This is a genomic window from Pseudoalteromonas sp. S1650 (genome assembly GCF_005887195.1).
Lineage (GTDB): Bacteria > Pseudomonadota > Gammaproteobacteria > Enterobacterales > Alteromonadaceae > Pseudoalteromonas > Pseudoalteromonas simplex.
On sequence record NZ_PNDF01000026.1, the window covers coordinates 41,392 to 56,169 of the forward strand.

Below are 14,778 nucleotides of genomic sequence, written 5' to 3' on the forward strand. Positions count from 1 at the left end.
CTTGGGTTCGCTTTCTTAATATTTTCCCTTCCTCGTTCCTTTTTAGTTAAAAGCCGTAACTGCGGCCTAAAACCCATTCAAAAATAAAGGAGCATATCTATGTTCAGATATATATCAACGCAGGATCTTCTAACTTTAGTTGACTCAATCCGCAGTATCATTCTCAAAAACGACCATAAAATTAATCATTTAATGTTAAACAAAGAAAATCCTGATTTTGAGGGGCTTTGGTCAATTGTCGAGCCAGATGTTTATGCCAATAAGCAACTGAACTATCGTGGTGTAAAAGTGTTGTTTTATAAAATGATGGTTTTTCTGCTTGAAGATATTCAGGAGGACACCTTTGATTATTCGGATTACGATAATCAACCTTGCAACGAAACCCCTGAGCGCTTTGATGATTTATTCGATACGGAATTAGAGAATGACTTCGATGATGACTTTAAGGAAAAAATTGAGCGTGAGTTCGAGCCAGGGCTGAGTAATGAGCGTACTCAAAATTCTATAAAAGAGACCATATCGCAAATCAAACAAAAGCATTCATAGGATAAAGAAAGCTATTTTTGCATTTAAAAATAGCAGCCTAATCATAACTCACGAAATACGCCACGAGCCGTTATTTGCCGGCTAACTACTCAATGTCTGGGTAGTCAGAGTTCACTCTGGTAATACTAGTGAGGGAATTGTACGCAAATATACTTTTCCATTGTGGTAATGCAAAAGCGTATTGCCAACAATAATGTAAGGCGAGGCTTAAGGGCAATGAAGGAGTAGCGTGCTACTCCTTTTTTAAAATTAAGTATTAAGAAAGTTCGCAAAATATACATCGTCAATAAATCATAAAAATAGCATTCGTCTCATACTTTTTGATTTTATTTAATATTCAGATATTATTCAGTTTCATCAAAAGGAAATTGAATGAAACACATATTACTCATCATCACAGGGGCTAGTCCTCAAGTACTTACAGAAACCTTGTTTGCTATCCATAAGCAAGGCAAAAGTCTGCCAAACGAAATCTATGTCATCACAACGCAAAGTGCCAAACCTTTGCTGGTAGATGGGCTGTTCAACCAAGGTCATTTTCAACAGTTATTAACAGACTACAAATTGCCAGAGATTGAGTTTTCTGAGAAAAATATTTGGCTTATTGAAGATCAAAACGGTCAACCTGTTTTTGATGCCAGCACTGAGGTCGATCAGGTCTATATGGCAGATTTTATAACCCGTAAGGTAGATGAGTTAACCAAACTTGAGAATACAGCAATACATGCATCAATTGCAGGTGGACGTAAAACAATGGCGTTTTACTTAGGATATGCCATGTCTCTCTTTGGGCGTGAGCAAGACACTCTAAGTCATGTATTTGTAGATGAGAGCTTTGAATTTCTAAAAGACTTTTGGTACCCGACTCCCCATTCAAAGTTTGTAAAAAATAAAGCAGGGAAATCGGTCGATTGCAAAAATGCCAATATTACTTTAACGAGCATACCTTATGTTCGCATGCGTAACCTAATTGATAACTCTGTGCTTACCAGTATCAAAAATGTATCTTTCAGTAAAACAGTAGCAAGTCTTAATACAGTCAACTCAAAAGTAATTTCATTAGTTATAAACCCTTCTGCTAAGCAGTTAACATTCGCGGGGATTGATATAAGCTTAACGGCAAAAGAAATGGCATTTTACTTATGGTTACTTGATCAGTACGAACTCAATGTTGATCGTTATTTTGAAGATACAACAAGTTATTCAGAGGCTTATTTAACTCAGTTTTCTGAGCTAGGTACTGACTTACGAGTATTTCGTGATACATTTGGAATCGAGCCGGAAGATTTTAAAATTAATAACTTAACTGGCTTAAAGCCAATGGAAAAAACGTTTGTTCAGCAAACGCGAAGCAGAATTAATAAAAAAATTAATGATGCCTTGCCCGTAGAGTTAGCACAAAAGTTGTTAATTGACTCAACCACCGCTGACGGTGGGACTATCTATCAAGTTAATGCACTAAATAACAAAATAAAAATAATATTAGTATAGCATTTTACAAGCTTGTAAAAGTATAAAAATAGTACAAGCAAGTAGTATGAAAAAGGAATTAGCAACAATGAAACACTCAATGAACTTTGAACATATCAAACAACGATGGCCTGAATTACACCAACTTGCAGCATTTGCTGAAGAGTATGCTATCAGCGATCCGCAAAGTGCATTGGTGAAAATGCGCTGTTTTGCTGAAAGAGTAGTCGGGTATTTTTACAAAGAATTAAAACTCCCTGTATACGCTAATTCGAATATCTTCGATAAGCTAACAGCTGATGCATTTACTTCAGCTGTTCCCAATTTAATCATAGAAAAATTACATGCGATTCGAAAAAGTGGTAACCAAGCAGCACATGAAGGAAAAGTGAGTCAGCAGCAAGCAATTTGGATCTTAAAAGAAAGTTATTTTGTTGCCAGTTATTTATTTATGGCATTCGCAAAAGGTCAACAAAGTGAATGTCCAGAGTTTACAGCACCGACTCAAATACAAACTCATGAACAAAGCGATAAAGAGTTTGCTAAAAAGAATAAGCAACTTAAAAAACAGCTTGCTGAAAATGAAAAACGCTTAAAACTTGCATTAGAAGAATTAGAGGCATCGCAAAAAGCGCAGCAGCAAGCACAAATTGAAGCGGCCAAGCTAAAACAAGCGATTGATCAGGATAAACTCTCTGCCATACAAGCGCGTAATAAACACATCACCTCAAGCTTTGATTTTAATGAAGCAGAAACTCGTGCACGCATAATCGACATGGACTTACGTGCAGCAGGGTGGAATGTATCACTTGATAAATCAAATACAGACGAAGTAGTAAAAGAACTGCAAGTAAGCGACCAACCAACCGCGTCGGGTATTGGTTATGCAGATTATGTGCTGCTCGATGACGATGGCAAGCCACTGGCAGTAATTGAAGCAAAAGCCGCGCGCGAAAACATTGAAAAAGGCCGCCAGCAAGCAGTTATTTATGCAGATGCGCTTGAAAAGCAATACGGCCAGCGCCCCATTATTTTTTATTCAAATGGTTACGACATTAAAATACTAGACGATGCGCAAAATCAACAACCAAGAAGCTTATACGGATACTACTCAAAAGACAGCTTGCAGTACTTAATTAAACAGCGCAATCTTAAAAAAGACCTAGCAGCTACGCCTATCGATATAAATGTCGCAGGTCGAGATTACCAAATCGAAAGCATTACCCGTGTGTGCGAGCGCCTGCAAACACATCGTAAAGCCTTAGTTGTACAAGCCACTGGTACGGGTAAAACTCGTGTTTCAATTGCATTGGCAAAGCGCCTGCTAGATGCAGGTTATGCTAAACGCGTTCTCTTTTTATGTGACCGTAAAGAGCTACGTAAACAAGCCGCCAACGCATTTAACGAGCATACCAAAGAGCCTCTTTATGTGGTGGGTAAAAGCAAAAAAGAACTGGCTAGCAACGCTCGCGTATTCATTGCAACTTACCCGGGTATGATGCGAATATTCCAAAGCTATGATGTTGGTTACTTTGACCTAATTGTCGCCGATGAATCACACCGTTCTATTTATAATATCTACGGCGATATTTTTAAATACTTTGATGCGCTCGAAGTAGGCTTAACTGCAACACCTGTTGAAATGGTGTCGCGTTCTACCTGTAATATGTTTGAGTGTGATTACAAAATGCCAACGGCAAATTACCCACTTGAGCAAGCCATTGCTGATGAAAATCTCGTGCCTTACAAAATTGTGAGTTTTACCACCAAGTTTTTACGCGAAGGCATTAAAGCCGACAAACTCACTGATGAACAAATAGCCGAGTTAGAAGAGCAGGGTATTGATCCTAACGAAATAGACTTTGATGCAAAGCAAGTTGATGAGGCAGTTAAAAATAAAGACACTAACCGAGTTATTCTTCGCAATTTAATGGAAAAAGGCCTAAGAGATAACGACGGCCAGTTACCAGGAAAGTCTATTATCTTTGCCCGTAACATAGCGCATGCCGAGTTATTGGCCACCCTGTTTGGCGAACTCTATCCGCAACTGGGTAGTAATTTTTGCCGCGTTATTCACTCTAAATATGAGCGAGCAGATGAGCTCATTGATGACTTTAAATCAACCGAAGAAGGCAGTGTGCGTATTGCCGTATCGGTAGACATGCTTGATACGGGCATCGATGTACCTGAAGTTGTTAATCTTGTATTTGCAAAACCAATCAAATCAAAGGTTAAATTTTGGCAAATGATTGGCCGTGGTACGCGTTTATGCAAAGACTTATATGGTCCTGGCATGGATAAATCACACTTCTTAATTTTTGATCATTGGGAAAACTTTAGTTACTTTGATGAAGACCCAGAAGAAATCGATCCATCTCAATCAAAATCGCTTACTCAAAAGCTTTTCGAAGCGCGTTTAACGTTAGCCGAAAGTGCGCTTAAAAAAGCAGACATGGCTACCTTTGAAGCCGTGATTAATTTGATTCACCAAGACATTGGTGCGCTTGATATGAACACCATTGCAGTGCGCGATAATTGGCAAATAGTTGAGCAATGCAAAGACATTAAGGCGTTAAATCAATTCTCACCCGCAATAAAACAAATGCTGAACGACACCATCGCACCGTTAATGCAGTGGCGCAATATTATGGGGCAAAGTGAGGCTTACCGTTTTGATACTGAAATAACAGTAATGCAAACACTGCTATACACAGATAAAAGCAAAATTGATTTGGCTAAAACTTCTGTGCTGAAAAAAATCGAAAGCCTACAAATGCACATCAATGAAGTACGCAGCAAAGCACCCTATATTGCTGCCATTTTAGAAGAGAGTTATTGGCAAGATTTAAGCTACTCGACTCTAGAAGAGACGCGACAAGCATTGCGGGCTGTGATTCATTTAAGAGATAAGGAGGTTGTAGTCAGAACACCTGAAATGATCTTGGATATAAAAGAAGACGCAGCGCAATATCAAATTAAAGAACGTGCCGCTAATATTGTATCAATTGATTATCAAATCTTTAAAAAAGAAGTTGAGAAAACCCTTACCCCCTTATTTGAAAAAGACGGTGTGCTACAAAAAATCCGAGCAGGCGAACAGGTAAGTGAAGACGATTTAGCTAAGCTAAATGCCTTAGTACATACCCAAAACCCCAATGTTGATTTAAACACGTTAAAAGAATTCTTCCCAGAATCGACAGCCACACTCGATACAATTTTGCGCACCATAGTAGGCATGGACCGAGACTCAATTGAAAAAAGCTTTACCAACTTTATTCAACAAGTGCACACCCATATGAATGCCAAACAGCAACGCTTTCTTAATATGCTAAAAAACCACTTAATTCGATACGGCAGTATTAATATTGAGCAACTCTACGACGCGCCGTTTACTAGTGTGCACGATTCTGGTCTAGACGGAGTGTTTAGTGAGCAACAAGCCGATGTTATCGCTGAGTTTATTAGCCGCTTTAATGTAGAATTAGGACATTCAAAAAGCGAGATACATAAAGAGTTATAACCGTTGAAGTAGCTCATATCTTTCAATGAATAGGTTTGAGCTTTATTTGACAGAAAGTGATGAGAGAACAGCGAACTGTTCTTCCCATAAAATAGTAAAGACATTTAATGAAACTAAGCTTGAATTATTTATCAAGAGATTCAGGTTTTGTTATTCAATACAAATTAAAAGGCTTTTGTTTCAATTTTTAATATTAAGGCGTGGAATGTTCGAAACAATAAAGGAATTTTTCAATCCAAACGGGAACCCCGATTTAACTAAAGCACATGAGTTTCAGCGCAAGAACTTACCTACCTTGTGGCTGCTTGGTAAAACAGGTGCAGGCAAGTCGTCTTTGATTCAGGCCATTACCAATTTGTCATCAGTTGAAGTGGGTAATGGTTTTGAGCCTTGCACCATGACAGCGTCAAAGTACGACTTCCCCCAAGAACGCCCAATTATGCGCTTTATGGATACACGAGGGCTAGGCGAAGCCGACTATAACCCTAAAGAAGATCTAGATAAATTGGGTGATACCTGTCATGCGCTTGTGATTGTGATGAAGGTGGATGAGCCAGAGCAATCTGCGGTAGTTAATGCTCTCAAAAAGATCAAAAAGCAAAAGAAAATAAAAAAATTGTTGGTTGTTAATACCGCAGTGCTAACTGCATCAGAGAAAGAACGGGAGCGCCAAGTTGCGTTTAATCAACAAAAGATAAAAGATGTGTGGGATGAGAATGTAGAGTCGGTGATTGTTGATTTCGAAGCCGATGATGGCTCGATTTATAACTACGATTTACTGATCGATAAACTTGCGAGCATATTGCCGATTATCAATGTCATGGTTGAAGATAAAGAGCACTCGGCCAAGGAAAGTAAAAATTTTGATAAGCTAAAAAACGAGGTTCTATGGTATTGCGGGAGCGCCTCGACAAGCGATTTGTTCCCTGGGGTTGGGCTTGTATCTGTGCCGGCTATTCAAGCCAAAATGCTCCATAGCTTAGCGAACCAATATGAGGTTGAATGGAACATGCAGACCTTTAGTGAGCTCATAGGAACTTTAGGCAGCAGCTTTGCGATTCAATATAGCGTTAAGCTCGGAGCTAGGCAGTTAGTTAAATTCGTGCCAGTTTGGGGGCAAACCGTTGGAGCATTAGGTGCTGCAGCGATGAGCTTTGGTACTACTTATGGTTTAGGTCGAGTAGCTTGTTATTATTTTTACCACAAAAGCCGAGGTGAAGAGGTTTCTGAACAAGAGATGCAAGATCTCTATCGTGACGCAATGAAGAAAGGAAAAGTGGCCTCTGGTTATGAAAGCGATTAAAAACCTATTTCGTCTATTGCTTGATCTCTCCAGTGGTCGTTGGGCTTTACTCGTAATCAGTACTATTTTCCCAGTCCTCATCACTATGGGTTTTGGTGTTGTATTGGCAGCAAAGCACGATTATTTGTTAGAGCTGTCAATAGCAATTGCAGTAAGCTCACTGTCAGTGATGTTACCTCTCTATGTGCTCAATGGCAGAAGGAAAAAGCTTGTACATGGTAATGTAGGAGAGAATTTAAAGCGGATAGATGACGGCTTGGTGAAAGCCTCAGATGATTGGTCAAAGACAGAGCACACCGTTTGGAATGAATCAAAGCAATTAGTGAGACAGCGCCTGGAGTCTGACCTCGAATGGGGCGATCTTGATAAAGCAGCGTTAGATGTGTTGGGTGTAGTGGCGACTCGGTTTGGCAAGGAGCCATTTGACTTTTCGATTCCAGAGGGGTTAAAGCTGTTTGAAGAGGTGAGCCGAAGATATAAAACGGTCATCACAACCTACATTCCTGGTGTCGAGTATCTTAAAGTTTCTTATATTAAGGCGGGCTACGATGCGTATGAAAAGCACGGTGAGATAGGACTGAAGCTATTCAAAGTGGCTATTTGGGTGAATCGTGCAAGACAGACATACACCAACCCAATGAAAGTCGCGATTGATATCGCCAATGAACAAACCGGTCGCTCTTTAACCAAAGGTTTGGTTGATGATATACAATTAGCTGCTAAAACGGCCTTTCTTGATGAAGTCGCTGCCGTTGCCATTGACTTGTACAGTGGCCGTTTCAGCATTGAAGAGAGCGATCTGAAAGCTTCTGATGCGTCACAGGCTGATACAGAACGACTCGCCAGTGAGTTAGAACCAATCCGTGTGGTAACAGTTGGCCAAACCAGCAGCGGAAAATCGTCTTTAATAAATGTTTTAAAAGATGCATTAGTAGCCGAAGTCGATGTACTTCCATCCACTGATAGTACCACCACATACAGTACGTACGTTGATGACAATGATGTTACGATGGTCGACCTACAAGGGCTTGATGGAGAAGAGAAAACACAACAGGGAATGCTTGATGAGATGGTTCAAGCAGATGTGATTGTATGGGTGTTAAAAGCGAACCAATCAGCGCGTGCTCTTGATAAGCAGTTGAAAGCGAAATTTGATGAGTTTTATACGAGCCTTAGTAACATCTCTAGGAAGAAGCCCAAAGTAATCTTAGTAGTAAACCAAGTTGATATGCTCAAGCCTGTTAATGAATGGTCGCCGCCTTATGAAATCGAGGCACCTACATGTGAGAAAACTAAGATCATTGGTCAAGCACTCGACTTTAATCAGAACCTTTTGCAACCAGATGTGACTTTGCCGCTGTCTATTGCGCTAGATAAACCTCATTTTGGTGTTGAGAGGTTACAACAAACACTGATCGACAGCATTGCTGAAGCAAATAATGTACAGAGAAATAGGCAGCGCATTGAAGCGATGGAGCGTGGCGTGCCAATTAGTAAACAATTTGGGCGAGCAATAAACTCAGCCAAAAAAGGGGTATCGGAAAAGTTTCGCTAGTATATTTTTGCCAATCAATGGAGCAGAGCATTTGATTTGACTCTTTTACAGCAGTAGCTTCTTGGACAATTAACTATTTATTAAAAAAGTACGATAGACAAACAAGTGTAATACAACCGCACTTATACAGAGTGAGTCGTATAGCGGCTCCAAATTAACAGAATTAGATATAAATTTGCCAACAGGCAATGAGGAATACCATGATCACGGGTCAGTTAAAAAGCAAAATAGATAAACTTTGGGAAGAATTTTGGACAGGCGGTATTACCAACCCGCTTACCGTAGTAGAGCAAATCACGTTTTTAATGTATGCCCGTATGCTCGATATGAACGAGCAAGCAGACGAGCGCCGCGCTGCCCGTACTAAAAAGCCATTTAACCGCCGTTTTGACGATAACGAACAACATTTACGCTGGCAAAACTTCCGCCATTTAGGCGCCGAAGAGCTTTATAAATTGGTAAAAGACGAGCTGTTTCCGTATTTCTCAAAAACATCAGACTGCGAGTCAACCGAAGGTGCAATTTTCAACGAGTTTATGAAAGACGCGCAATTGATGATCCAAAAGCAATCATTGCTGGTGCGTGCAGTTGAAATGGTTAATTCACTGCCACTTGAAGATTCAGACACAAAAGGCGATTTGTACGAGTATCTACTCAGTAAACTGACCACGGCAGGTATTAATGGCCAGTTCCGCACCCCGCGCCATATTATTCGTGCCATGGTCGAGATGATGGACCCAGATAAAACCAGCCGTATTTGCGACCCATCTACAGGCACAGGTGGCTTCTTGTCGGTTTCTTATGAATATCTGTTGGAAAAGTACACCTCCAAAGAAGGCATTGAGCGCGAGCCCATGTTTGACGCCGACGGCAACCCCTTGCTCGATAGCGACGGTAAGCAAATTGAGAACCTTCTTTATTCAGGCGATTTAATCGAGCCTGAAGACAGAGCGCACATTGACACCGATATGTTCCACGGCTTTGACTTTGACGCCACCATGCTACGCGTAGCAGCAATGAACTTAGTGATGCACGGCATTAAACAGCCCGATATTCATTACCAAGATACCCTAAGCCAAAGTTTTAAAGAGCGCTTTGCAACTGAAGCCAAAGAAGGCTTTGATATTATTCTCGCTAACCCGCCATTTAAAGGCAGCCTAGACGAAGAAGACGTCTGCCCTGAGATTTTACGTAAAGTAAAAACCAAAAAAACCGAGCTGCTATTTGTCGCGCTCATTGAGCGCATGCTAAAAATTGGTGGCCGCACCGCCACCATCGTACCCGATGGCGTATTATTTGGCTCATCAAAAGCGCACCAACAACTGCGCCAATTACTAGTTGAAAACAACCAGCTAGAGGCCGTAGTGTCACTGCCAAGTGGGGTGTTTAAACCCTACGCTGGTGTATCAACCGCGATACTAATTTTTACCAAAGGCGGCAGTACAGATCATGTTTGGTTTTATGACGTACAGGCCGATGGCTTCTCGCTAGATGATAAACGCACACCGATTAAAGATAACGATCTGCCAGATTTAGTCGCGCAATTTAAAGTCCGTGATAAAGCAGTAGCTGACAGCGATAGCAATGATAAAACCCAAAAAGCGTTTTGGGTGAGTAAAGACGAGATTGCTGCGAATAAATATGACCTTTCAATAAACCGCTATAAAGAGGTGGTTTATGAAGAAGAGCAGTACGATCCACCAAAAGAAATATTAGGTAAGTTAGTGTCGCTGGAAAATGAAATCTTGGCCGACTTAAAAGAACTTGAGGGTATGCTTTGAGCATGATGAAAAAATTCAAAGATTTAGTTACCGCTAACGGAGTTTTTTCTGATGGTGACTGGGTAGAAAGTAAAGATCAAAATCCAAATGGTGATGTTAGGCTAATACAGTTAGCTGATATTGGTGTGGGCACTTTTATTGATAAATCTAACAGGTTTATGACTAGTGAGAAAGCTGAAGAATTAAAATGCACGTATCTTGAAGAAGGAGATATATTGATTGCTAGAATGCCTGACCCTATAGGCAGAGCGTGTATTTTTCCAGAGTTAAATACCAAGTGTGTAACAGTTGTTGACATTTGTATTGTTAGACCAGCTTCGGATGAAATTGACAGCCGTTGGTTAATGCATTTGATTAACTCTGAACGTTTTAATAATCAGATTTTAAAATTTGTGACTGGAACAACTAGGCAACGAATTTCAAGGGGGAACTTAGCAAAGTTAGATGTCGAAGTTCCACCACTCGAAAAACAAAAACGTATTGCCGCGATTTTAGATAAAGCCGACAACGTGCGCCGCAAACGCCAACAAGCCATCGACCTCGCCGACGACTTCCTCCGCAGCGTCTTTCTAGATATGTTCGGCGACCCTGTAACCAACCCTATGGGCTGGGAAGTTAAGCCTTTAAAACAATTGTGCAATATTAAGGGAGGAGGAACTCCTTCCAAAAGCAATGATAGTTTTTGGGGAGGCGATATTCCTTGGGTTTCACCAAAAGATATGAAGTCGCTATATATCAGCTCTAGTAAAGACAAAATTACAAGCGAAGCTATAAAAGGCTCCTCTACAAAATTGATTGATACAGATTCGGTTTTGATGGTTGTTCGAAGTGGAGTATTAAAACATACAGTTCCGTTAGCTTTAACAACAAAGCCCGTGAGCATTAATCAGGACATGAAAGCCTTTTCATGTCGTGCAGATTTAAATTCGCATTATCTGTTGTTTTGTTTAAAAGCATTTTCTCAGTTTTTACTAGGAACAGTAAGGGGAACTACAGCAGATAACTTGAGCAGTGATGTTATTAATAATTTGTCAGTGCCAGTCCCACCAATTGAAATGCAAGAAAAATTTGCATCTATTGCTCTAAAACAGCAGAGCACTAAAGCTAAAAATAAAAACAGTAATGACCTGTCTCTATTGAGCTTCAATTCGCTAAGCCAAAAAGCTTTCGTTGGCGAATTATAAGAAAAACAACAAGGACGTTTTAATGAATGTAAGTGGTTTTATCGTTAATGAAGAGTTGTGGCAAAGTCTGAGATACTGCCAGCAAGAAAGTATTCAAACGGCGTTAAGTTACTTAAAAAAGCCTTTAAATGAAAACGCTAACTCTTGCCTTATTAGCTTGCCAACAGGTGCAGGTAAATCGGGTGTAATTAGTATTGTCTCTCACAAAGCAACCCAAAAGCGGGTGCTGGTTTTATGTCACCGACGTGCTGTGTGTGATCAACTTTTTAAAGAAATAAATGGAAAGTTCTTTAGTGATCGTGTTGAAGGTGAGGTTATCAAACTAAAGACTGTTTATAGTGATGTGAACGATACATCAAAAAGCGGCGTGTACGTTTCAACATTCCAGAAGCTACAAACTTTCGATAATGCTCAGCTAGAGCTGTTAAAGCAAAATATTGATCTTATTATTATTGATGAGGGGCACGCCGAACCATCTCCAGTATGGAGCACCTTGGTACGTGGTATTAACGCTCATAAAGTCGTTATAACAGCGACTCCTTACAGGAATGATTTGTACCAATTCGATGTTACCGAAGACGCTAGTTATATTTATACCTTTGAAAGAGCGCTTACAGATGGTGTTTTAAAAGAACCAACTTTTGAGTCAATTACTTTAGCTGAGTTAAGTGGGAAAATCACAGACTTCTTAGAGGCTAATGATGGCACAAAGTGCATTATCAAATGTGAAAAGTTCGAAGATATTAATCGCTATTACGATTTGTTAAACGATGACTTTTCAGTATTAGCAATACATGAACAATTTACTAAAGATGACCGAGATAATGTAAAGGTTTCCGTGCCAGCGAACCTTAAAGGTTCTGATTACCAAGTCATTATTCACCAGAGGAAACTGGATGAAGGGGTCGATATTCCCGAAGCAAAGTTATTGCTTTTGGCCTATGCAGTTAATAGTGGTCGGGAACTAGTACAAACCATCGGAAGAGTAGTTCGTCTGTACGGTGATGTTGAACCTAAAATCTTGGAGATTGAAAGCGATGCAAATAGCCAAATGTGGCAAAACTACAGAAAATTTGATCGTTCACTAGATAGCGCTGAATCAGTTAAAAAATTCATAGCATCATTAGACAGTAATAAGTTGATTGAGCGTTACCTAGAGGCATTTCCTGATGTGAGTTACTATGGAAACCGCTTTGTAAGTAAGTTTGATCTTAATACCTTCGAGCCGGAAAGTTCTCTTAATATCCCAACAGCATCAATTTGTTTTTTGAATCAGTCGCAGGGATTCAGCGTTCAGCTTTTATCTGATCATCTATATTGGCGATGTAATAATGCTGGTGAACTTGCGAGAATATTTGCGACTGAAACTGGTATTCATGGTGTTATATCAATCGCATTTAATAAATCTCGGTTTTTAACTGACCAGTTTTTCTTTGAGCCTTCACTTGAAATAACGTTGTATAAACAGCTCTCGAACAACGTTGTTGCAATTTATGATAGCCGAGGTCGCAGATTTAATGGTGAGAAAGATTTAAAACTTGGCTCTGCGGTACCTCTAGATAAACTGCTTAAGGTAATGTCATTAGGTGAATCAGCCTCAACGAAAGAAGCGAGTAGTAAATCAATTAGCTCTGCTAGAAAACGTCCTGAAAGCATCGCGGTAAAAGGGAAAGATTTAGAGCAAATGGCTGATATGCAAGCCAATGCGTCATATCGATTAGCTACAATGCGTTGTGATACCTATGACCAATACAATAAAAAGAAAGGTAGTTATTATGTAGGTGCAGACTCTGGGCGAATCTCAGATCAAAAAGAGTCATCGTTTACTTTGGCTGATCTTAATGATTGGCTTACAGACATTGATAGTGTCATATCTGCAAATATTAATATACAGAATGCCTTAGTACATTCATATGCAAAGCCAATATCTGTTGATGAACATTTTGAAGCTCACAGCCTGATTTTTGATTTAACAGAGTTTGAGTCTCCGATAAGTATTTTTATAGCAGGGAGTGAATATACACTCGATAATTCGTTTTTGTATTTAATTTATGATAACGGCGCTTTACTTGTAGATGGTGTTGAGGAAAGCAAAGTCTTAGTCAACTTTAAGCAAGAGGAGCCTTATTTAGAAATTACACCAGAAGCGGAAATACTATATTCACTTGCAGGTGGAGAACACCAAGACATAACAGACTTTCTCAACGAGCACTTACATAAAGCACTTTTAGCGAATGGAATTAGTTATTCAAATGGTAAGTTCTATCAATTAACGCTTCCTGTGGCTGATAGCTTTGAATTAGGTGCTTCTAACCTTGCAAATGTTGTTATCGGGCTAGAGTCTCTTGCTGGCGCAAACTTAGATGAGAAAGGATATCAAAATGGTGCTCATCAGGTTGTTGATGGAGGCTTTAGCGGTGATTCGATTTTCTATTTAGTGGATCAGTTAAAAGCTAATGGTTTAGACAACCCAACAAAAAGCGAACTAGGTCCATTTTCTCCCTACATACCTGATGCAAACTTGCTAATTAACACGGATATGGGAACCGAGCCTGCTGACTTTATAGTATCGTCAAAAAACAAGTTAGCATTCGTTCATGTTAAATGTGGTAGTTCAATAAACCCGCGTTCATCGGCAGGAGCACTTGCTGAAGTAGGGTCTCAAGCCATAAAGAATATCGAAATGCTAATCAGTAGCGATGCTGAACTGAAGCCTTCAAATTGGAATAGGCTACATACAGCTTGGCCAGCTCCAGAAGCAGCACAAAATATCGCTGAAAGAATTAGAATTTTCCAAGGTGCTACTTTCGTGGCTCAAAATGAACAGGAAAGATTAGAAAAGCTAAATGAGCTGTGGGATACCGTTGCAATGAGAAGACGCTCAACAGCAGTAAAAAAGGAAATTTGGATAGTTGCTGCCAATAGCTTTTCTGCCAACCATTTTGAGCGGCAATTAAAGTTAGGTTCAGAGGCGAATGGCGAAACCTTGCAAGCTTTTCAATTATTAAATAGTTGGCTAGCTACGGCGCATGATAATGATATTGAGTTGAAAGTTTTTGTTTCACCATAGTTTCGGTAAGTCTTAATAGAGGTTAGTAGAATCAATCACTTCCTTAGGGCTGTTTGAAGTAGAGTTGATTTGGCACAAAGACAACCTCTCAAGCTTGAGAAAAACTAATAGAGAACCTACTCAGTTAGTATGGAAACTGTATAAGAAGATAAGGATTGAACATGCAAATTCAGATTGGCATAACTGCATTACAGTTGGCAAAGTTGCTTCCAGCACACTCGGCATATTGGAATAAGGGAAGAACTGTGCTCAGAGTCGTTGATTCTGGCAAAAATAACAAGGTTGTTTGATGTACGATTTATCGAAATTTAAAAATCATAAGATGCTCACACTCTGCTTTCAAACAGGG

8 protein-coding genes are annotated in these 14,778 nt (G+C 39.8%); all 8 read left to right on the forward strand.

Annotated elements, in window-relative coordinates; translation table 11 throughout:
• Window positions 1–99 precede the first annotated feature (99 nt).
• The 8 genes from CWB80_RS09885 (at window position 100) to CWB80_RS09920 (ending at window position 14,429) form a co-directional block, all read left to right on the forward strand.
• Window positions 100–546 (forward strand): hypothetical protein, encoded by a 447-nt coding sequence (locus CWB80_RS09885; RefSeq protein WP_138600887.1) that lies wholly within the window; start codon window positions 100–102, stop codon window positions 544–546.
• 372 nt (window positions 547–918) lie between these two features.
• Window positions 919–2,037, forward strand: coding sequence for a CRISPR-associated ring nuclease Csm6 (csm6, locus tag CWB80_RS09890; protein ID WP_138600885.1), 1,119 nt, complete (start codon window positions 919–921; stop codon window positions 2,035–2,037).
• 46 nt (window positions 2,038–2,083) lie between these two features.
• Complete coding sequence (locus tag CWB80_RS09895) at window positions 2,084–5,536, forward strand: DEAD/DEAH box helicase family protein (RefSeq protein WP_249362558.1); 3,453 nt, start codon at window positions 2,084–2,086, stop codon at window positions 5,534–5,536.
• A 205-nt stretch (window positions 5,537–5,741) separates the two neighbouring features.
• Window positions 5,742–6,839, forward strand: a complete 1,098-nt coding sequence (locus CWB80_RS09900; protein WP_138600883.1) for a YcjF family protein — start codon at window positions 5,742–5,744, stop codon at window positions 6,837–6,839.
• Window positions 6,826–8,394 (forward strand): GTPase family protein, encoded by a 1,569-nt coding sequence (locus CWB80_RS09905; protein ID WP_138600881.1) that lies wholly within the window; start codon window positions 6,826–6,828, stop codon window positions 8,392–8,394. The genes CWB80_RS09900 and CWB80_RS09905 overlap by 14 nt, the downstream gene beginning before the upstream one ends.
• Window positions 8,395–8,594: 200 nt before the next feature.
• Entirely contained in the window at window positions 8,595–10,175 is a 1,581-nt protein-coding gene (locus tag CWB80_RS09910; RefSeq protein ID WP_138600879.1) for a type I restriction-modification system subunit M, read from the forward strand.
• A gap of 2 nt (window positions 10,176–10,177) precedes the next feature.
• Window positions 10,178–11,359 carry a restriction endonuclease subunit S gene (locus CWB80_RS09915; RefSeq protein ID WP_138600877.1) on the forward strand — a complete coding sequence of 394 codons (1,182 nt, stop codon included), beginning with the start codon at window positions 10,178–10,180 and terminating at the stop codon, window positions 11,357–11,359.
• A gap of 22 nt (window positions 11,360–11,381) precedes the next feature.
• The gene (locus tag CWB80_RS09920; protein WP_138600875.1) at window positions 11,382–14,429 is read left to right on the forward strand and encodes a DEAD/DEAH box helicase; all 3,048 of its coding nucleotides are present in this window, start codon (window positions 11,382–11,384) and stop codon (window positions 14,427–14,429) included.
• Window positions 14,430–14,778: the final 349 nt, after the last annotated feature.